General features: G+C 72.3%; 22 protein-coding genes. 13 read left to right on the top strand and 9 right to left on the bottom strand.

Annotated features, from left to right (window positions below; genetic code table 11):
* The first annotated feature begins 109 nt into the window (after positions 1–109).
* Together BLA60_RS20085 and BLA60_RS20080 are read left to right on the top strand one after the other, a co-directional pair.
* Positions 110–1012 carry a short-chain dehydrogenase/reductase gene (locus BLA60_RS20085; RefSeq protein WP_075134451.1) on the top strand — a complete coding sequence of 301 codons (903 nt, stop codon included), beginning with the start codon at positions 110–112 and terminating at the stop codon, positions 1010–1012.
* A 30-nt stretch (positions 1013–1042) separates the two neighbouring features.
* Positions 1043–1507, top strand: a complete 465-nt coding sequence (locus BLA60_RS20080) for a pyridoxamine 5'-phosphate oxidase family protein (RefSeq protein WP_075134450.1) — start codon at positions 1043–1045, stop codon at positions 1505–1507.
* A gap of 5 nt (positions 1508–1512) precedes the next feature.
* Here BLA60_RS20080 and BLA60_RS20075 read toward each other — a convergent pair whose 3' ends face one another.
* Positions 1513–1797, bottom strand: a complete 285-nt coding sequence (locus BLA60_RS20075; protein WP_075134449.1) for a YciI family protein — start codon at positions 1795–1797, stop codon at positions 1513–1515.
* A gap of 71 nt (positions 1798–1868) precedes the next feature.
* Here BLA60_RS20075 and BLA60_RS20070 point away from each other — a divergent pair, with 71 nt between their 5' ends.
* From BLA60_RS20070 to BLA60_RS20055, 4 genes are all read left to right on the top strand, one after another.
* Positions 1869–2474 carry a SigE family RNA polymerase sigma factor gene (locus BLA60_RS20070; RefSeq protein ID WP_075134448.1) on the top strand — a complete coding sequence of 202 codons (606 nt, stop codon included), beginning with the start codon at positions 1869–1871 and terminating at the stop codon, positions 2472–2474.
* 217 nt (positions 2475–2691) lie between these two features.
* Positions 2692–3828, top strand: coding sequence for an N-acetylglucosamine-6-phosphate deacetylase (gene nagA / locus BLA60_RS20065; protein ID WP_075134447.1), 1137 nt, complete (start codon positions 2692–2694; stop codon positions 3826–3828).
* A 10-nt stretch (positions 3829–3838) separates the two neighbouring features.
* Positions 3839–4153, top strand: coding sequence for a hypothetical protein (locus tag BLA60_RS20060; protein ID WP_075134446.1), 315 nt, complete (start codon positions 3839–3841; stop codon positions 4151–4153).
* A 62-nt stretch (positions 4154–4215) separates the two neighbouring features.
* Positions 4216–4941: a DedA family protein gene (locus BLA60_RS20055; protein ID WP_075134558.1), complete on the top strand. Its 726-nt coding sequence runs from the start codon at positions 4216–4218 to the stop codon at positions 4939–4941.
* Positions 4942–4944: 3 nt separating this feature from the next.
* On the opposite strand, the gene BLA60_RS20050 is transcribed toward BLA60_RS20055, so the two are convergent.
* Positions 4945–6333: an FAD-binding oxidoreductase gene (locus BLA60_RS20050; RefSeq protein ID WP_075134557.1), complete on the bottom strand. Its 1389-nt coding sequence runs from the start codon at positions 6331–6333 to the stop codon at positions 4945–4947.
* Between the two features lie 110 nt (positions 6334–6443).
* Here BLA60_RS20050 and BLA60_RS20045 point away from each other — a divergent pair, with 110 nt between their 5' ends.
* The 4 genes from BLA60_RS20045 (at position 6444) to BLA60_RS20030 (ending at position 9463) form a co-directional block, all read left to right on the top strand.
* Positions 6444–7415, top strand: a complete 972-nt coding sequence (locus tag BLA60_RS20045; protein WP_075134445.1) for an alpha/beta hydrolase — start codon at positions 6444–6446, stop codon at positions 7413–7415.
* A gap of 96 nt (positions 7416–7511) precedes the next feature.
* Positions 7512–8189, top strand: coding sequence for a DedA family protein (locus BLA60_RS20040; protein ID WP_075134444.1), 678 nt, complete (start codon positions 7512–7514; stop codon positions 8187–8189).
* 109 nt (positions 8190–8298) lie between these two features.
* Positions 8299–8709 carry a VOC family protein gene (locus BLA60_RS20035; protein ID WP_075134443.1) on the top strand — a complete coding sequence of 137 codons (411 nt, stop codon included), beginning with the start codon at positions 8299–8301 and terminating at the stop codon, positions 8707–8709.
* A gap of 4 nt (positions 8710–8713) precedes the next feature.
* On the top strand, positions 8714–9463 hold the full coding sequence (locus tag BLA60_RS20030) for an SDR family oxidoreductase (RefSeq protein ID WP_075134442.1): 750 nt from the start codon (positions 8714–8716) through the stop codon (positions 9461–9463).
* On the opposite strand, the gene BLA60_RS20025 is transcribed toward BLA60_RS20030, so the two are convergent.
* Positions 9457–10587: a glycoside hydrolase family 76 protein gene (locus tag BLA60_RS20025; protein WP_245812067.1), complete on the bottom strand. Its 1131-nt coding sequence runs from the start codon at positions 10585–10587 to the stop codon at positions 9457–9459. The two genes, BLA60_RS20030 and BLA60_RS20025, sit on opposite strands and share 7 nt — an antisense overlap.
* A gap of 80 nt (positions 10588–10667) precedes the next feature.
* Here BLA60_RS20025 and BLA60_RS20020 point away from each other — a divergent pair, with 80 nt between their 5' ends.
* The gene (locus BLA60_RS20020; protein ID WP_075134441.1) at positions 10668–12863 is read left to right on the top strand and encodes a molybdopterin-dependent oxidoreductase; all 2196 of its coding nucleotides are present in this window, start codon (positions 10668–10670) and stop codon (positions 12861–12863) included.
* A gap of 9 nt (positions 12864–12872) precedes the next feature.
* On the opposite strand, the gene BLA60_RS20015 is transcribed toward BLA60_RS20020, so the two are convergent.
* The 5 genes from BLA60_RS20015 to BLA60_RS19995 are packed head-to-tail and all read right to left on the bottom strand — an operon-like array spanning position 12873 to position 16047.
* Positions 12873–13523 carry a TrmH family RNA methyltransferase gene (locus tag BLA60_RS20015; RefSeq protein ID WP_075134555.1) on the bottom strand — a complete coding sequence of 217 codons (651 nt, stop codon included), beginning with the start codon at positions 13521–13523 and terminating at the stop codon, positions 12873–12875.
* Entirely contained in the window at positions 13520–13885 is a 366-nt protein-coding gene (locus tag BLA60_RS20010; protein WP_075134440.1) for a DUF2784 domain-containing protein, read from the bottom strand. Before BLA60_RS20010 ends, BLA60_RS20015 begins: the two co-directional genes overlap by 4 nt.
* Before the next feature lie 20 nt (positions 13886–13905).
* Positions 13906–14469 (bottom strand): orotate phosphoribosyltransferase, encoded by a 564-nt coding sequence (gene pyrE / locus BLA60_RS20005; RefSeq protein ID WP_075134439.1) that lies wholly within the window; start codon positions 14467–14469, stop codon positions 13906–13908.
* Positions 14470–14507: 38 nt separating this feature from the next.
* Positions 14508–15284 (bottom strand): SDR family NAD(P)-dependent oxidoreductase, encoded by a 777-nt coding sequence (locus tag BLA60_RS20000; RefSeq protein WP_075134438.1) that lies wholly within the window; start codon positions 15282–15284, stop codon positions 14508–14510.
* A gap of 43 nt (positions 15285–15327) precedes the next feature.
* Complete coding sequence (locus BLA60_RS19995) at positions 15328–16047, bottom strand: type III secretion system chaperone family protein (protein WP_211288790.1); 720 nt, start codon at positions 16045–16047, stop codon at positions 15328–15330.
* A 135-nt stretch (positions 16048–16182) separates the two neighbouring features.
* On the opposite strand from BLA60_RS19995, the gene BLA60_RS19990 reads away from it, so the two are divergent.
* Together BLA60_RS19990 and BLA60_RS19985 are read left to right on the top strand one after the other, a co-directional pair.
* On the top strand, positions 16183–16536 hold the full coding sequence (locus BLA60_RS19990; protein WP_075134436.1) for an ArsR/SmtB family transcription factor: 354 nt from the start codon (positions 16183–16185) through the stop codon (positions 16534–16536).
* Positions 16533–17018 (top strand): SRPBCC family protein, encoded by a 486-nt coding sequence (locus BLA60_RS19985; RefSeq protein ID WP_075134435.1) that lies wholly within the window; start codon positions 16533–16535, stop codon positions 17016–17018. Before BLA60_RS19990 ends, BLA60_RS19985 begins: the two co-directional genes overlap by 4 nt.
* A gap of 46 nt (positions 17019–17064) precedes the next feature.
* On the opposite strand, the gene clpB is transcribed toward BLA60_RS19985, so the two are convergent.
* Positions 17065–19656 (bottom strand): ATP-dependent chaperone ClpB, encoded by a 2592-nt coding sequence (gene clpB / locus BLA60_RS19980; protein WP_075134434.1) that lies wholly within the window; start codon positions 19654–19656, stop codon positions 17065–17067.
* Positions 19657–19697 lie beyond the last annotated feature (41 nt).

The following is a 19697-nucleotide window of genomic DNA, read 5'->3' as shown; positions in this document are numbered from 1 at the left end:
CGATCCTGGTCGACCGGGCGGTTGCGGCCAACGGCCGTTAGTCTCCTACTCAGGGTAGGTTACTCGTGGTAAGTTTTGGCCGAGGTGTTCTTCCGAGGAGGCGAGCGACATGGGCCGTAGGCGGGACGTACGCGGACAGGTTGTGCTGATCACGGGCGCGGCGCGGGGGATCGGCGCCGGGGTCGCGCGGGACCTCGCCGGGCGGGGCGCGCGGGTCGCGCTCGTCGGACTGGAGGCCGACGAGCTGGCCAGGGTCGCCGCCGACTGCGGGCCCGACGCCGGGCACTGGGAGGCCGACGTCACCAGCTGGGAGGCGCTGGAGCGGGCGGTCGCCGGGGCCGTTGAGCGCTACGGGCGGATCGACGTGGTGCTGGCCAACGCCGGTATCGCCGCCACGGGCTTCACCCGCTCCATCGACCCGAAGGCGTTCGAGCGGGTGATCGACATCAACCTGTTGGGCGTGTGGCGCACGGTCCGGGTGGCGCTGCCGCACCTGATCGCCAGCAAGGGCTACGCGATGCTGGTCTCCTCGGCGGCGGCGATCGCGCACATCCCCGGCAACTCGGCGTACACGGCGGCCAAGGCCGGCGTGGAGGCGTTCGGCAACGCGCTGCGCGGCGAGGTCCGTCACCTGGGGGTCGACGTGGGGGTGGTGCACCCGACCTGGATCGCCACGGACATGGTCAACAGCGTCGAGGACCACCCGGTGTTCGGCCCGGTGCGCGCGGCCGACCGGGGTTTCGCCAGCCGGAAGTACCCGCTGTCGGTGGCCGTGGACCTGATCAGCGCCGGGGTCCGCGACCGGGCGCGCGCGGTGCACGTCCCGGGGTGGGTGGGCGTGCTGAAGCTGTTCCGCGCGCTGCTCCCCCGCGTGATCGAGCAGGCGGCCCGCAAGTACGTGCCGGCGGCGGACCGGGACGCGATCAGGGACATCGAGGCGCGCGGCGCGGAGGAGTCGAGCATCGTCGGTCCCGGCGCGCGGGCAGCCGTGCGCAGCGCCGGTTCGCGCTAGCCTGCACGCGCGTCGATCACGGGAGGGCCGATGTCGCGTCGCGCGCAGATCACCATGACGCCCGAGGAGGTCGAGGCGTTCGTCGCTGCCGGCAGGGTCGCGAACCTGGCGACCGTGGGCCGCGGCGGGCGCCCGCACCTGGTGCCGCTGTGGTACGTCCCGCGCGGTCCCGGCCTGGAGACCTGGACGTACGCCAGTTCCCAGAAGGCGGTCAACCTGCGCCGCCTGCCGCAGGCCACGGTGCTCATCGAGGCCGGCGAGACCTACGACCAGCTACGCGGCGTGTCGCTGGAGTGCGACGTGGAACTGGTCACCGACCGCGAGCGGGTCGCCCGTATCGGGTCGGCGTTGGCCAGGCGCTACAACCCCAACGAGCAGATCGCCACGGCCGCCACCCAGTTCGTGCGGTTGCAGGCGGCCAAACGGATCGGCCTGGTGTGCACGCCGACCAGGATCGTCAGCTGGGACCACCGCAAGCTCGGCGGAACCTACTGAGCGACCTACTGGGCGGCCAGTGACCCGAGCACGATCTTCCACTCGTTGACCGTGCGCCCGGCGACCACACCGCCGGTCGTGTAGGGGTCCTCGGCCAGCAGCCGGTCGAGTTCGTCCCGGTCGGCGACCCGGTAGACGGCGAACCCCGCCGAGTCATCGGCCCAGGGACCAGCGGCGGCGACCCTGCCCTGCTCGACCAAGCCGCTCAGGTACTCCCGGTGTCCCGGCCGCGCGGCGTGCAGCGCGTCCCGGTCCTGCGTGTAGGTGGTTTCCACGGTGAACCAGATCATGTGCGCACGCTACTGCCCCGGGTCGGTCATGGGTGGTGTCCGCCGGTGCGCATCACCGGTACGGTTCACGCGTGGCAGGGGACGGTCAGGCCTTCGGGAACAGCACCGAGCGGCGTGTCGAACGCACGCTCGGTCACCTGCGCGCTGTCGACACCGGTAGTTATGCCGTGCCGGGCAGGGAACCGGCGCCGCTGACCCTGGAGGACCTCTACCGCACCCACCGGATGCGGTTGGTGCGCCTGGCGCTGTTGCTGGTCGACGAACCGGCCACGGCCGAGGACGTGGTGCAGGAGGCGTTCACCGGCCTGCACCGCAACTGGGGCAATCTCCGCGACGCGGCGGCGGCCTTGGGCTACCTGCGCACGGCGGTGGTCAACGGCTCCCGCAGCGTCCTGCGGCGGCGCAAGACCGCCCGGGAGTACACCCCGCCGCACCAGGTGAACGCACGCTCGGCGGAGAGCCTGGCCATGCTGACGGCCGAGCACCAGTCGGTGGTGCGCGCGCTGTCGCAGCTGCCTCCGCGTCAACGAGAAGTGCTGGTCCTGCGCTACTACGGCGACCTGTCCGAGGCCGAGATCGCCGAGGCGGCGGGTATTTCGAAGGGCACGGTCAAGTCCACCGCCAGCCGGGCTCTCGACGCCCTCCAGCGCATCATGGCCAGCCCCGGCCAGGTCTAGCCAGGCGGTCACCGGCGGGACGGGCAGGGCGCGGTCCTGCCGTCGAGCCCTGCCCGGATCACCCCGTGACCCCAGACCGTCCATACCAGACACACGAAACGTAACGGTTAGACTTCGCCATATTTGGTTGATACCTTGTGAATCACCACCAGGGAATCGGCAACCGCTATGGTATAGACCAATAGCTTCATCAGCGGCGGGTTCAAGGGGTGTGGCGATGGCTGGACGGCTCATCACCGGGGGCAGGGTGGCGACGCCCGGCGGCGTACTCGACCCCGGTTGGGTTCTGGTGAACGACGGCGCGATCACCGCCGTCGGCACCGGACAACCACCACCGGCCGAACAGGTCACCGACGCCCACGGCCAGTGGGTCGTGCCCGGCTTCGTCGACCTGCACTGCCACGGCGGCGGCGGCACCGCCTTCACCAGCACGAACCCCGACGACGTCCGCCACGCCGTGCTGACCCACCGCCGTCACGGCACCACCACCACCCTGGCCAGCCTGGTCTCCCGCCCGATCCCCGAACTCGTCGAGCAGGTCGCCGCCCTGCGCGACCTGGTGACCGACGGTCTGCTCACCGGCATCCACCTCGAGGGCCCGTTCCTGTCCTCCGCCCGCTGCGGCGCCCACGAGCCGACCGTGCTCCGCCCCCCGGACGCCGCCTCCGTGGACGCGCTGCTCGCCGCTGGCGCCGGCGCCATCCGCATGGTCACCATCGCCCCCGAGCTGGAGGGTGCCGTGCCGGCCGTCAAACGGTTGGTCGACGCCGGGGTGATCGCGGCCGTCGGGCACACCGACGCGCTCGCCGAGGACGTCGTGCCGGCCGTCGACGCGGGGGCGAGCGTGGCGACCCACCTGTTCAACGGCATGCGCCCGCTGCACCACCGCGAACCCGGCCCGATCGGCACCCTGCTCGACGACGAGCGGGTCACCGTCGAGCTGATCTGCGACCTGGTCCACCTGCATCCCACGGTCGTGCGGCTGGCCGCCCGGCACGCCGGCGCCGGCCGGACCGTGTTGATCACCGACGCCATCTCGGCGGCGGGCGCGGGGGACGGCACCTACGAGATCGGCGGCCTGGAGGTCACCGTCACCGACGGGGTGCCGACGCTGGCCGGCGGCGACTCGCTGGCGGGCAGCACGCTCACCATGGACGCCGCGTTCCGCAACCTCGTGACGCACTGCGGCCTCGGTGTGCTGGAGGCCGTCACGGCCGCCTCGACCCGGCCGGCGGAGCTGCTCGGGCTCGGCGGGGTGACCGGGCGGATCGCCCCGGGTCTGGCCGCCGACCTGGTGTTGCTCGACGAGACGCTGCACCCGCGTGCCGTCCTGCACCGGGGTGAGTGGGTATAACGTCGCGGGCGTGACCGACGATCCGGAGCGGCTGGTGGCCGAGGCGCTGCGCGCGCACGCGGCCCGCACGCCGCTGCCGGCCGCGCAACCCGCCGAGGGCACCGATCCGGTGCTCGGCGGCTACGGCCTGCTGTCCGGGTCGGGGCTGGCGATGCCGCCGCGCCCGCCGGACCCGCCGGACCCGACGGTGCGTGATCCGGCGGCCAGCGAGCTGACCAACCGGATCGAGCCCGAGGCGAGGATCGCGGTCGGCTGGATCCTGCTGTTGGCCCTGTTGCTGGGGCTGGCGGCCGGTGCGGTCGTCGGGCTCGTGACCCTTTTATAACGCTTTCTTGGTTTTTCGGTACCTTGTGGGGCGTGACGATTGCCGCCGCCACCGCCAACGCGATGTCGTTCCTGCCCTCGTGGCTGGATCCCGAGACCATCCTGCGGGGGCTCGGCCCGTTCCTGCTCCCCGGGCTGTGCCTGATCATCTTCGCCGAGTGCGGGTTGCTGATCGGGTTCTTCCTGCCCGGTGACTCGCTGCTGTTCACCGCCGGCCTGTTCGCCGCCTCGGGGGTGATCGACGTCGACCTGTGGCTGGTGTGCGTGCTGCTCACCGTGTGTGCGTTCGTCGGCAACGTCTGCGGGTACTGGATCGGCGCCAAGGCGGGACCGGCGCTGTTCAGCAAGGAGGACTCCAAGCTCTTCAAGAAGGAGTACGTGGACAAGACCCACGAGTTCTTCGAGAAGTACGGCGCCCGGGCGATCATCCTGGCCCGCTTCGTGCCGATCGTGCGCACGTTCATCACCGCGATCGCCGGTGTCGGCCGGATGGACCCGAAGAAGTTCTTCACCTACTCGGCCATCGGCGGCGTGCTGTGGGCGACCGGGGTGACCCTGCTGGGCGCGGCCCTGGGCCAGGTCTCGTTCGTGCACGAGAACATCGACGCGATGCTGGTCCTCATCGTGCTGATCTCGATCATCCCGATCGTGATCGAGGTGCTCAAGTCGCGCCGGGAGAAGAAGCGGCTGGCCGCCAACGGTGCCCCGGTCGAGGTCACCAGCGAGGTGACCACCGAGATCCCGGTCGAGTCCTCGGCCGAGAAGACCACCGAGTTCAAGCGGTTCTGACACTCAGGTCATCGAGAACATCGACCCGGGGTTGAACAGGTTCTCCGGGTCGAGCGCGGCCTTGATGGCGCGGTGCGTGCGCAGGCCGACCGGGCCGATCTCGCGCTCCAGCCACTCGCGCTTGATCTTGCCGATGCCGTGCTCGCCGGTGACCGTGCCGCCCAGCGACAGGCCGACCGCCAGGATGTCGTTGAACGCCCGCGTGGCCAGCGCGAACTCCCGCTCCGAGGTGGGGTCGTAGATGATCGTCGGGTGCATGTTGCCGTCGCCGGCGTGCCCGACGACCGCGACCCGCAGGCCGGTCTCGGCGCTGATCCGCTCGCAGCCCGAGATCAGGTCGGCGATCCTGGTGCGCGGCACGCACACGTCGTCGGTCATCCAGGTGCCGTACTCCTCCAACGCCATCAGCACCGCCCGCCGCGCGGCGAGCAGCATCTGGCCCTCGGCGAGGTCGAACGTGGAGTGCACCAGGTCGGCGCCGCTGTCCTGGCAGACCTGCTCGATCGCGCCCAGCTCCCGCCTGGCCTGCTCGCCACCCGAGTCGGACTGGCACAGCAGCAGCGCCGCGCAGCCCTTGCCCGCGCCGAGCTCGGTCTTCAGGTGCGCCTCGACGGCCTCGATCGAGGTGGCGTCCATGATCTCCATCAGCGACGGCACGATGCCCTCGCGCACCACCCGGCTGACCGCAGCCCCGGCGGCGGCGACCGAGGAGAACGCGGCGACCAGCGTGCCGGGGGCCTGCGGCAGCGGCCGCAGCGCCAGCGTCGCCTGGGTGATCACGCCGAGGGTGCCCTCGCTGCCGACGAACAGCTTCGTCAGGTCGTAGCCGGCGACGCCCTTGACCGTGCGGCGGCCGGTGCGCAGCACCTCGCCGTCGGCCAGCACGACCTCCAGGCCCAGCACCGAGTCGGTGGTGACGCCGTACTTGACGCAGCACAGCCCGCCCGCGTTGGTGGACAGGTTGCCGCCGATCGTGCACCAGTCGTAGCTGGACGGGTCCGGTGGGTAGAACAGCCCGTGCTTCTCCACCGCGCCGCGCAGGTCCAGGTTCACCACGCCCGGCTGGACGACCGCCAGCCGGTTGTCCGGGTCGACCTCGACGATCTCGTTCAGCCGGGTGGTGACCAGCACGACGCAGCCGTCGATGGCGTTGGCCGCGCCGGACAGGCCGCTGCCGGCGCCGCGCGGCACGATCGGCACCTTCGCCGCCGCGCACGCCTTCACCACGGCCGCGACCTGGGCGGCGTCGCGGGGCAGCGCGACGGCCAGCGGGGAGCCGTGGGGCGCCAGCGGCATCATGTCGCGGCGGTAGCTGCCGGTCACGTCCGGATCGACCAGTAACCCGTCCTTGCCGAGCAGGTCGGTCAGGGTCTGCAGCACGGAGGCGTTCACGTCCCAACCGTACGACACCCGAGTTGCGCAACCGAGATGTTGGTGTCGAGTTATCGAGCCTCCAGCGGGGCCACTCATCATTTACCGTCAGAGCCGGGAGGTGGTGCGCGATGACGCGTTCGCCCAGCTCGGCGCGTCCGCGCAACCCGGTGCCGGCCACGCCGAGCGTGGCGAGCCGGGCACTGGCCCAGCTGCTGATGACCGGCCTGCGTCCGCTGGGCGAGCGGCTGCCCATCACCCGCGGCCCGGCGCTGCGCGTGGTCCGTGAGGCGTTCGACACCGTCGGGCTCACCCCCCTGCCGCGCGGCACCACGGTCGCCGCCACCGACGGCCAACCCGGCCTGATGATCACCGGCCGGGACGCCGACCGGAGCGCGGGCGTGCTGCTCTACCTGCACGGCGGCGGGTTCGCGTTCGGCTCGCGGCGCACCCACCGGCACTTCGTCGCGGCGCTGTCGGCGGCCACCGGCCGCCCGGCGCTGCTGGCCGACTACCGGCGCCCGCCCGAGCACCCGTTCCCGGCCGCCGCCGACGACGCGCTGGCCGCCTACCGCTGGCTGCTGGCGGCCGGGCACGCGCCGGAGGAGATCGTGGTGATGGGCGACTCGGCCGGCGGGCACCTGACCGCCGGTCTGCTCGCCGACCTGACCCGCCGGCGGCTGCCGATGCCGGCCGCGGCCGTGCTGTTCTCCCCGTTCCTCGACCTGGCCTGCGCCGAGGTCGACGACCGGGACGCCGCCCGGCGGGACCCGTTCGTGCCGCCGGCGCGGGCCAAGGAATGCGGGCGCAGCTACGCCGGGACGCACCCGACCAGCCACCGCCGACTGGACGTGCTGGCCGCGCCCAAGCGCCGCTGGCCGCCGGTGCTGATCCAGGTCGGCGACACCGAGTGCCTGCTCGGCGACTCCGAGCGGCTCGCGGCCGGGATCCGCGCCGCCGGCGGCGAGTGCGAGTTGCAGGTGTGGCCGGGGCAGGTGCACGTGTTCCCGGCGTTCTACCCGGTGCTGCCGGAGGGGCGGGCGGCGATCCGGTACGTCGGCGAGTACGCCAGGGGCGGGCGGGCGCTGCCCGAGGCGGCGTGATCCGCCCCACTCCGGGCCCGCGCGGAACGTGGGCATACCTCGCGATCGGGACCGGTTCTCCCCGAACCCGCCGGTGGAGGAACTAACCTACAGGTCGTGTCCATCGATTTCGCCGACGTGAGCGCGCTGTCCTCCGGCGTCCTCGCCTCGGCGGGACCGGTGATGGTGTGGGTCATCGTGCTCGGGTTCGTGTTCACCGAGTGCGCGTTCATCGTCGGGCTGTTCCTGCCCGGTGACTCGCTGCTGTTCGCCGCCGGGGTGGTGCTGGCCCAGCACGACCACGAGGCGAGCGCGTGGCTGCTGTCGATCGCCGCGACGGTCACCGCGGTCGTGGGCAACCTGGTCGGCTACTACGTGGGGCACAAGACCGGTAACGCGCTGATCGCCCGCCGGGGCGGGCGGGTGCTCAACCACGAGAACCTGGAGCGGGCGCGCGAGTTCCTCGACCGGCGCGGCTTCCTGGCGATCGTGCTGGCCCGCTGGATCCCGTGGATCCGGACGCTGGCGCCGCTGATCGCCGGCGCGGCGAGCATGGACCGCCGCCGCTTCCTGCTGGCCACCTCGATCGGCGGCCTGGCCTGGGTGCCGACGCTGGTGCTCGTCGGCTACTACGCGGCCGGTGTCATCGACGGCCTGCCGTGGCTCAAGGCGGTCGCGCTGTGGGGCAGCATCGCGTTCTTCGTGGTCGGCACCCTGTGGGGTGTGCTGCGCTACCGGCAGGAGATGCACCGTCCGGTCGAGACGGAGCCGGCGCGCGCCAACCTCGGTGACTGAGCGTCGGGTCTCGGCCTGCAAAAGATCCAGTAACGGCCGTGGAATCGTCACCAGGCTCGGGCAGTATGGCGGAGTCGGCCCTCGTCCGAACGGGCCCGGAAGGACTCTGATGCCCACGTTGACCGGCGTACACCATGTCGCGCTCACCGTGACCGACGTCGACCGCAGCGAGCCGTGGTACGAGCGGGTGCTCGGCTTCGAGAGCATCGGCCGCGACGACGACGAGGAGACCGGCCGGCGCAAGGTGTACTTACGGGGCCCGGGTTTCGGCATCACGCTGACCCTGGTCCAGCACCCGGACGCCGGACGCGCGCTGTTCGACGAGCGCCGCCCCGGCCTGGACCACCTGTCCTTCAGCGTCCCCAACAACACCTGTCTGCGGGAGTGGACCGACCGGCTCACCGAGCACGGCGTGACGTTCTCGCCGATCAGCGAGGAACAGTCGGCGCCGGGCACCGAGGTCATCGCGCTGCGTGACCCCGACGGCATCCAGCTGGTCCTCTGGGCCCGCGAGGTCTGACCGGGTGAGCGCGGGCGTCCTGGTGGTCACCGGCGGTAGCCGGGGGATCGGCGCGGCCGTGTGCGGCCTGGCGGCGCGCGCCGGCTACGACCTGGTCGTCAACTACGCCTCGGACGCCGCCGCCGCCGCGTCGGTGGTGGCCGACGCCGAGACGGCCGGGGTCCGGGCGACCGCGCTCGCCGGGGACGTCGCCGACGCCGGCGACGTGGCCCGCCTGTTCGCCGCGGCCGACGACCTCGGCACGCTGACCGGCCTGGTCGCCAACGCCGGCATCACCGGCAACACCCCCGGCCGGCTCGACGAGCACGACCCGGAGGTGGTGCGCCGGGTGCTGGACGTGAACGTGACCGGCGTGTTCCTCTGCGCGCGCGAGGCGGTGCGCCGGCTCTCGACCCGCCACGGCGGCGCCGGCGGCGCGATCGTGATGGTGTCCTCGACGGCCGCGCACCGGGGCTCACCTGGCGAGTGGGTGCCGTACGCGGCCAGCAAGGCGGCGGTGGAAACCATGGCGCTGGGCCTGGCCAAGGAGGTCGCGACCGAGGCCGTGCGGGTGAACGCCGTGGCCCCCGGCCTGGTGCACACCGACCTGCACGCCTCGGCGGGGATGCCCGAGCGCCCCGACCGGCTCTCGCCGCTGATCCCGATGGGCCGCGCCGGCCAGCCAGGGGAGATCGCCGAGGCCGTGCTGTGGCTGTTGTCGCCGGCGGCGTCGTTCGTCACCGGCGCCGTGCTGCCCGTGTCGGGCGGCTACTGAGCCTGGTGGCGTTCGACGACGGCGGCCGCCTCGACCGCCATCCAGCCGGACAGCTGCACCGACAGGTCACGCTCGGCGCGGCGGTGGCGGGGTGAGCGGGGCTCCTGCGCCGGCTGGGACCACTCGGGCCCGAACAGCGGCCCGCCTCTGGCCAGGGCCCGGTTGCGCCACGCGGCCTCGGCGGAGGCGAGCACGATCCGCCCGGCCGCCGCCCCGGCCGGGGTGTCGCCGAACCGGACCGCGGCCAGGGCGAGGTAGCGGGTGAGGATGCCGGCGAACAGCCCGCCGTCGCCGCCGCCCCTGCCCCGGATGACGTCGTGGTCGGTGAGGTGGGCGGCCACGGCGCGGATGGTGCGTTCGGCGCGGGTGCGCCACACGCCGGGGCCGTCGTCCAGTTCGACGCACGCGCCGAGGAACACGCCCTGGCAGTAGGTGTAGACGGTGCGCACGACGTCCCGGATGGACCCGTCGGGGTTGACGTGCAGGCCGTCCCAGAGCAGGCCGGTGGCCGGGTCGACCAGCAGTTCCTCCATCCAGGCCGTCAGTGAGCGGGCGCGTTGCCGGTCGGCGCGCTCACCGCCGTCCTCGGCCCAGCGGGCGAACAGGATGGCGGCCGGTCCGTTGGCCGGCACGTTCTTGAAGTCGTCGTCGCGGCGCCACCAGATCCCGCCGCCGGCGTGGTCGGTCCAGCCGGCGCGCAGCTGGGCGGTGATCCTGGTCAGCGGGGTGGCGACGGTGACGCCCTCGCAGTCGTGCAGCCGCAGCAGCGCCAGACCGAGCCAGGCGACGTCGTCGTAGTAGGAGTTGGTCCAGGCCCCGAAGTTGCGCAGCCGGATGCCCCGTGCGAGCCGGTTCATCGTGGTGGCCCGGCCGGGGTGGGGCTGGCGGTGCTGGGCGTCGACCAGGCAGTCGAGCAGGTGGGCCTGCCACCAGTAGTTCCAGTGGGTGTGGGCCTTCTGCCGGGCGTTGGCCGGCCAGCCGCTCACGCCCAGCCGGGTGCCGGGCAGTGCCCAGACGCGCCGCAGGTGGCGGGTGAGCACGGCCCGTTCCGCGACCGCGGCCCGCGCGGCCCACAGGGACGGCGGGGCCGAGGCGGAGTCGGTGTAGCCGGCTCGTTGGCTCACCTGTCCATAGTCCGGGCTGTATCGGTACCGATGTGTCCGTCGAGCGGGTGATGTCGGTGTGTTGTGTAACAGTTGGGGGTATGCGCACCGTAGCCGTGACCTGTCCGTTGTGTGAGGCCACCTGCGGCCTCACGGTGACCGTCGACGGGGACCGGGTGACCCGGGTACGCGGCGACGAGCTGGACGTGTTCTCCCGGGGGTTCATCTGCCCCAAGGGCGCGTCCGTCGGCGCCCTGCACCAGGACCCGGACCGCTTGCGCGCGCCGCTGGTCAAGCGGAACGGCCGCTTCGAGGAGGTGTCCTGGGACGAGGCGTTCGCCGAGATCGACCGCCACCTGCCGCGCCTGATGGCCGAGCACGGCCGCGACGCCGTCGCCGTCTACGCCGGCAACCCGTCGGTGCACAACACGGCGACCGCCCTGTACGGCCCCGCGTTCTACAAGGCGTTGGGCACGAAGAACTTCTACACCGCCGGCACCGTCGACCAGCTGCCCAAACACTTCTCGTCGGGTTACCTGTTCGGCCACCCGATGTCGATCCCCGTCCCCGACCTTGACCGCACCGAGTACCTGCTCGTGTTGGGCGCGAACCCGTTGGTGTCCAACGGAAGCCTGATGACCGCCCCCGATGCTCGGGGCCGGCTGCGGGCTCTGCGCGCCCGGGGCGGGCGGCTGGTGGTGGTCGACCCGAAACGCTCCCGCACCGCCGAACAGGCCGACGAACACCACGCCATCCGTCCCGGCACGGACGCCCTGCTGCTGTTCGCCATGGTCAACGTGTTGTTCACGGAGAACCTGTGCGCCCCGGGCGCCCTGACCCCCCACCTGTCCGGCCTGGACGAGGTCGAGGTCCTGGCCCGCCCGTTCACCCCCGAGGCCGTGGCGCCCGCCACCGGCCTGTCCGCGTCGACGATCACCAGGCTGGCCCGCGATCTGGCGGCCGCCGGCAGCGCCGCCGTCTACGGCCGCATGGGCACCACCACCCAGTCCTTCGGCACGGTGGCGAGCTGGCTGGTGGACGTGCTGAACGTCCTGACCGGCAACCTGGACCGCCCCGGCGGCGCGATGTTCCCGCTGGCGGCCGCCGGCCAGGCCAACGCGCGTCCCGGCCCGCGTCGCCCGTGGCGTTCGGGCCGCTGGCACAGCCGGGTCCGAGGCCTCCCCGAGGTGCTGGGCGAGCTCCCGGTGGCGACCCTCGCCGACGAGATCCTCACTCCCGGCGAGGGACAGGTCCGCGCCCTGGTGACGGTGGCCGGCAACCCGTGCCTGAGCACCCCCAACGCCGCGAGGCTGTCGGAGGCGTTGGGCCAGTTGGACTTCATGGTCTCGCTGGACGTGTACCTGAACGAGACCACCAGGCACGCCAACGTGATCCTCCCCGGCCCCACCCTGCTGGAGCGCCCGCACTACGACGTGGCCCTCTACCAACTGGCCGTGCGCAACGTGGCGAACTGGACCCCGGCCGCCCTGCCCACCACGGTCCCCCAGGAATGGCGGACCCTGTTACGCCTCACCGCGATCGTCACCGGCCAGGGCCCCACCCCCAACCTCGAAGCCCTCGACGACCTCGTCGCGGCCGAGGCCGCGAAACGTGCCGGTGTGGATCCGGTGACCGACAGGACCGGCCCGGAACGCCTGATCGACCAACTGCTGCGCGCCGGCCCCTACGACCTGACCCTGGCGGACCTGGAAGCCGCCCCCCACGGCGTCGACCTCGGGCCCCTGCGCCCCCGGCTTCCCGACATCCTCGCCACCCCCAGCGGCACCATCGAACTGGCGGCCAAGGACATCGTCGCCGACGTCCCCCGCCTGCTCGCCGCGTTGGAGAACACGAACCCCGATCACCTGATCCTGATCGGCCGCCGCCAGCTGGCGTCGAACAACTCGTGGATGCACAACGTCGCCGGCCTCGTTCGCGGCACCAACCGCTGCACGGCCCAACTACACCCCACCGACGCCGCCCGCCTGGGCCTGGAGGACGGCGCGAGCGCGCACATCAGCTCCCGAACGGGCACGATCACCATCCCGGTGGAGATCACCGACACCGTCCGCCCCGGCGTGGTCAGCATCCCCCACGGCTGGGGTCACGACGTGACCGGCACCCGAGGACAGGTCGCCCGGGCCCACCCCGGCGTCAACTCCAACATCCTCACCGACGACACGGACCTGGACGCCCTCACCGGCACCGCCGTCCTCAACGGCATCCCGGTGGACGTGGCAGCGGCAACGACACCGGCCACCGCCCCCGCACCGGCCACCACCGCGGCCATCCCCTAGGGCACGACCTCACCAGGACGAAGCGGGATCGGCATGCTCCCGAACCCAGGCATGCATCACGATCCCGGCCGCGACCCCGGCGTTGATGGACCGGGTGGACCCGAACTGTGCGATGGAGACGACCAGATCAGCCGCCCCCCGCGCCTCGGGACTCAACCCGGACCCCTCCTGCCCGAACAGCAGAACGCACCGCCGGGGCAACGACGTCGCCTCGACCGGCAGCGAACCAGGCAGGTTGTCCACCCCCACCACCACCAACGACTCCGCGGCGGCGAACGCCACCAGCGACCCGACGTCGGCGTGGTGCTCGACGTGCTGGTACCGGTCGGTCACCATGGCGCCCCGGCGGTTCCACCGCCGACGGCCCACGATGTGCACCGCCCGCGCCGCGAACGCGTTGGCCGTGCGCACCACGGTCCCGATGTTGTGGTCGTGGCGCAGGTTCTCGATGGCCACATGGAAGTCGTGCCGCCGCAGGTCCAGGTCGGCCACGACGGCCGACCGCCGCCAGTACCGGTAGGCGTCGACGACGTTGCGCCGGTCACCGCCGGCCAACAGTTCCGGGTCGTACCGTTCGTCGGTGGGCCATTCGCCCTCCCACGGCCCGACCCCGACGGGTTCGGCGAACTCCCACTCGGTGGGCCCGGCGGTCTCGCTCACGCCGTGCCGACCCGCTCCGCCGACCACCGCCGGTAGACGCCGACATAGGACACGACGAGCAGCACGACGGCCCCGACCGCGACGACCGGCAGCAGCGACCGGGGAATCAGGTCGTCGTAGATGTAGTACTCGTTGAACCCGCCCGGCAGCGGCCCCAGGCCCTGCTCGGCCCGGAAGTGGTCCTCCAGCGTCGTCAACGGGCACGGGATGGGCAGCACGTTGACCGCGACCCCCCACAACGCGAAGAACACGTGCACGAAGATCGACTTCGGCCAGCGCCACGCCAGGAACCCGCCGAGGCCGATGTAGAGCAACGCCGCGAAGTGCACCACGACGGTGACGTCCGCGAGGAACCCGGCCATGGGCCCAACGTTACCCGGCCTCAGAGTCCCAGGTCGGCGAGCCCGAGCAGGGCACGGTAGGGCAGCCCGCGCTCCTCGATGATCTCCCGCGCCCCGGTGTCCCGGTCGACGACGGTCGCCACGCCGATGACCTTCGCCCCGGCCTCGGTGAGCGCGTCGACGGCGGTCAGCGGGCTGTTGCCGGTGGTGGTGGTGTCCTCGACGACCAGCACGGGCTGTCCGGCGACCTCGATGCCCTCGATCCGCCGGCGCATCCCGTGCTCCTTGGCGGACTTGCGCACCACGAACACGTCGAGCACGTCCCCGACGGCGGCGGCGGCGTGCATCATGGCGCCGGCGACGGGGTCGGCGCCGAGGGTGAGCCCGCCGGCGGCGACGTAGTCCCAGTCGGTGGTGAGTTGGCGCAGCAGCCGGCCGATGAGGGGCGCGGCGGCGTGGTGCAGCGTGGCCCGCCGCAGGTCGATGTAGTAGTCGGCCTCGCGGCCGGAGGAGAGGACGACCTTGCCGTGCACGACGGCGAGTTCGCTCACCAGTCGGGCAAGCTCGCCTTTGGCTGTCGGGTCAACACCTGGAGCGGTTCGCACAGGTCCGAACCCTCTCACAACCGTCGCGTCGCGCCTGTTCAGGTCCGGTCACGCCCGGACGAGGAGCGCATCTCCAGCCAGCGCAGCAGTCCGCGCGGCAGCAGCCGGGGCACGGTCAGCAGCGCCTTGTACACGGCGCCGGGCACCGACCGGGTGCGCCCGTTGCGCAGGTCGCGCAGGGCGGCGGTGACGACCTGGTCGACGTCGAGCCACAGCGGGTCGGGCAGGTCCATGTCGTCGCCGGCGCGGTCGTGGAACTCGGTGCGGGTGAAGCCGGGCACCAGCGCGAGGACCCGCACCCCGGTGCCGGCGAGGTTCGCGGCGATGCCTTCGGAGAAGGCCACGACCCACGCCTTGGAGGCGGCGTAGGCCGGTCCGGTGGCCGGGAAGAACCCGGCGACGCTGGCCACGTTGATCACTCCGCCGTGCCGGCGTTCGATCATGCCGGGCAGCGCGGCCCTGGTCAGGCGCATGACCGAGGTGACGTTCACGTCCAGCTGCGCCTGGAGGGCGTCGATGTCGGCCTCGGCGAAGGCGCCGCGGGTGCCGAAGCCGGCGTTGTTGACCAGCAGGTCGACCGGCTTGTCGGGGTCGGCGAGGCGGTCCTCGATCCGTTTGCGGGCCCGGTTGGTGGACAGGTCGGCGGTCATCGGGGTGACCTCGACGCCGTGGCGCTGCGACAGCTGCGCCGCGACCTCCTTCAGCCGCTCCTTGGTCCGGGCGACGAGCACGAGGTCGAATCCCTGCTCGGCGAGGTGCCGGGCGAAGGCCAGCCCGATCCCGGCCGTCCCCCCGGTGACGAGCGCTGTTGGCATACCGCCACGGTAGTCGCCGGCACCGGGGTGTCGATCATCCGTGTCAGTCGTGGGGTTCGCTCTGGCGTTCGCCGTGGCGCCCGGACGGCTCGTGGTCGCCGACCGGGTCGGTCTCGGCGTCGAAGGGGTCCAGGACGTCGGCGATCTCGCCGATGCCGCGCAGCAGGCGTTCCAGCCGTGAGGGGGTGGCGTGTGGGGCGGCGGCGGCCAGTACCCAGCCGTTCTCGATCCAGGTGACGGCGATGTCGGCGCCGATCTCCTCGGTGGCCTCGGTGAGTTCGGTGGTGACCAGGCCGTGGGCGGCGGTCAGGTCGGCGACGAAGGCGTAGCGCTGGCCGACGGGGCCGAGCAGTTCTGGCATGTGTTCGCGCTGGAACGGGGCGCTGGACAGCCACAGTTCGACCAGGGTGGGCAGGGCCCGGCGGCACTGGACGGCGGCGATGACCGCGGCGGTCCGCCCGCCGATGTCCAGGTCGAACACGTAGACGCGGCGGCGGCCGTCGGCGGTGAAGGTGGAGCCGGCGACGACGTCGGCGGCCAGCAGGTCGCGGGCGCCGGCGCCGTGGAAGGCGATGGCGCCGCCGGACCACTGGGTGGGCAGGGCGAGGTCGGTGTCGGCGAACTGCCAGCCGCGCAGCGCGGCCCAGCGGCGGCGTTCCCGGTTGCGGGAGGTGAGCCGGGCGCGGTCGCGGAGCAGCATCGCGGCGCCGGCGATCCCGGCAGCCACCGTCACGACGAACCACACCCATGCCGGTATGCCCACGCGGGAGAGCGTAGTGGTCGGTCGCTCTGCGCCAAGATCACCGCCCCGTCGAATCGTCCGCAACCATCTGGTTGACAACGCTGCTAACGTCGTATGCAACCAATTGGTTGTGAAAGAAACGGCAGGTGGTGCGGGGTGGCAGCCGACCGGCTCTCCCAGGTGTTCGCGGCCCTGGCCGACCCGACCCGACGGGACATCGTCGCCAGACTCACGCTCGGTGACGCCTCGGTCGCGGAGCTGGCCCAGCCCTACGACGTCTCGACCCAGGCGGTGTCCAAGCACGTGAAGGTGCTCCAGGACGCCGGCCTGGTCAGCCGCGGCCGCGACGCCCAACGCCGGCCCTGCCACCTCGAGGCGGAGGTGCTCGACCTGATGACCGCGTGGATCGAGCGGTACCGCCGGGCGGCCGACGAACGGTTCCGCCGCCTCGACGCCCTGCTCGCGCAGGACCAGAACAGCGAACGACCCGAACCAGGAGCAGCATCATGACCGTGCGGAACGAGAACCAGACCACCATCGAGGCCGACCCGGCGCTGCCGGTGATCCGGATCGTGCGCGAGTTCGACGCGCCGCCGGAACGGGTGTTCGCCGCCTTCACCGACCCCGAACTGCTCACCCGCTGGCTCGGCCCCACCGCCACCTCGGTCCGGCTCGACCACTGGGACGCCCGCGACGGCGGCGCCTACCGGTACACGATGGTGGCCGACGGCCAGGACCTGGTGACGTTCTGGGGTTCCTTCCACCAGGTCCGGTCACCCGACCGTCTCGTCCAGACCCAGTCGATGCACGGCGTCGGCGACGGCGCCGTGCTCAACACCCTGACCTTCACCGACCTCGGCGACGGCCGCACCCGGCTCACCGACCAGACGCTGACCGACACGCTGGAAGGCCGCGACGCGATCATCGCCAGCGGCATGGACCAGGGCGTCATCGCCGGCTACCGCGCCCTCGACGACCTGCTGCGCGACTGACACTGGGTGTGGCGGGGTGTCGGGCCGGACACCCCGCCACACACTTCTACAGGGCCTTGCCCACCACCAGCCCGGAGTTGTCGTCGGTGACGTCCACCCGCACGGTGTCGCCGTCGCGGATCTCGCCGGACAGCAGCCCCTTCGCCAGCTGGTCACCGATCGCCGAGGACACCAGCCGGCGCAGCGGCCGGGCCCCGTAGACCGGGTCGAACCCGTTGAGCGCCAACCAGTCACGCGCCGACGGGCTCACGTCCAGGGTGAGCCGCCGCGCCGCCAGCCGCCTGCCGAGCTGGCCGATCTGGATGTCCACGATCGACGTCAGCTCCTCCGTAGCCAGCGAGTGGAACACGACCACGTCGTCGAGCCGGTTGAGGAACTCCGGCTTGAAGTGCCGCCCGACCACCGCCAGCACGGCGTCGCGCCGCTGCCGCTCGTCGAGGTTGACGTCGGCGATGGCCTGCGAACCGAGGTTGGAGGTCAGCACCAGGATCGTGTTGCGGAAGTCGACCGTGCGGCCCTGGCCGTCGGTCAGCCGACCGTCGTCGAGGACCTGCAACAGCACGTCGAACACGTCCGGGTGGGCCTTCTCCACCTCGTCGAGCAGCACCACCGTGTACGGCCGGCGGCGCACCGACTCGGTCAGCTGACCGCCCTGGTCGTAGCCGACGTAGCCGGGCGGGGCGCCGACCAGCCGGGCCACCGAGTGCTTCTCGGAGTACTCGCTCATGTCGATGCGCACCATGGCGCGCTCGTCGTCGAACAGGAACTCGGCCAGCGCCTTGGCCAGCTCGGTCTTGCCGACACCGGTCGGACCGAGGAACAGGAACGAGCCGGTCGGCCGGTCGGGGTCGGCCACGCCCGCGCGGGCCCGGCGCACCGCGTCGGACACCACCCGCACGGCCTCGGCCTGGCCGACGACGCGGCGGGCCAGCGCCTCCTCCATCCGCAGCAGCTTGGCGGTCTCGCCCTCCAGCAGCCGCCCGGCCGGGATGCCGGTCCACGCGGACACCACGTCGGCCACGTCGTCCGGGCCGACCTCCTCCTTGAGCATGACCTGGGCGTCGGCGTGCTCGGCGGTGCGGGTGGCGGTCTCCAGGTCCTTCTCCAGCGCGGGGATCCGGCCGTAGCGCAGTTCGGCGGCGCGGCCGAGGTCACCGTCGCGTTCGGCCCGCTCGGACTCGCCGCGCAGCTGTTCGAGCTGCTCCTTGAGCTCGCGGACCCTCTCGATCGAGCCCTTCTCGTTCTGCCAGCGGGCGGTCAGCGCGGAGAGCGTCTCGCGGCGCTCGGCCAGTTCGGCGCGCAACGCGGCCAGCCGCTGACGGGAGGCCTCGTCCTCCTCCTTGGCCAGCGCCATCTCCTCGATCTCCAGGCGGCGCACCGCCCGCTCGACCTCGTCGATCTCCACCGGCCGCGAGTCGATCTCCATCCGCAGCCGGGAGGCGGCCTCGTCGACCAGGTCGATGGCCTTGTCCGGCAGGAACCGGGCGGTGATGTAGCGGTCGGAGAGGGTGGCGGCGGCGACCAGGGCGCTGTCGGTGATCCGCACGCCGTGGTGCACCTCGTAGCGTTCCTTGAGCCCGCGCAGGATGCCGACGGTGTCCTCGACCGTCGGCTCGCCGACCAGCACCTGCTGGAAGCGCCGCTCCAGGGCGGCGTCCTTCTCGATGTGCTCGCGGTACTCGTCGAGCGTGGTGGCGCCCACCATCCGCAGCTCGCCGCGCGCCAGCATCGGCTTGATCATGTTGCCGGCGTCCATGGCGCTCTCGCCGGTGGCGCCCGCGCCGACGATGGTGTGCAGCTCGTCGATGAACGTGATGACCTGGCCGGCGGAGTCGGTGATCTCCTTGAGCACGGCCTTGAGCCGCTCCTCGAACTCGCCCCGGAACTTCGCCCCGGCGACCATCGACCCCAGGTCCAGCGCGACGACCCGCTTGCCGCGCAGCGACTCCGGCACGTCGCCGGCGATCACCCGCTGGGCCAGGCCCTCGACGATGGCGGTCTTGCCGACACCGGGCTCGCCGATGAGCACGGGGTTGTTCTTGGTCCGCCGCGACAGCACCTGCACGACCCGGCGGATCTCGGCGTCGCGGCCGATGACCGGGTCGAGTTCGCCCTTGCGGGCGCGTTCGGTGAGGTCCAGGCCGTACTTCTCCAGCGCCTGGTAGGTGCCCTCCGGGTCGGGGCTGGTGACCCTGGCCGAGCCGCGCACCTTGACGAACGCCTCGCGCAGCGCGTCGGGGGTGGCGCCGTTGCGGTTGAGCAGGTCGGCCACCGCGCCGCCCTGCGCGGCCAGGCCGACCAGCAGGTGCTCGGTGGACACGAACTCGTCGCCCATCTCGGTGGCCAGCTTCTGCGCGTGGGTCACCGCGCGCAGCGCCTGGGAGTCCAGTTGGGGCGCCGAGACGGTGGCGCCGGTGGCCGAGGGCAGCGAGTTGGCCAGTTGGTCGAGCTCCTTTCCGACCACGGCCGGGTCGGCGCCGACCGCGGTGAGCAGCGGCGCGGTCAGCCCGTCGCCCTGGGCGAGCAGGGCGCCGAGCAGGTGCACCGGTGTGATGTCCGGGTTGCCGGCCACGGTCGCGGCCTGGGCGGCCGACGAGATCGCCTGCTGGGTCTTCGTCGTCGGGTTGAAAGCGTCCAATCCCCTCACCTCATACGCAGCGTTGTGCCTCACCATGACAA

The sequence above is a fragment of the Actinophytocola xinjiangensis genome, from assembly GCF_001921215.1.
In the GTDB taxonomy this organism is placed as follows: domain Bacteria; phylum Actinomycetota; class Actinomycetes; order Mycobacteriales; family Pseudonocardiaceae; genus Actinophytocola; species Actinophytocola xinjiangensis.
This window is presented reverse-complemented; position numbering and strand designations above follow the sequence as displayed.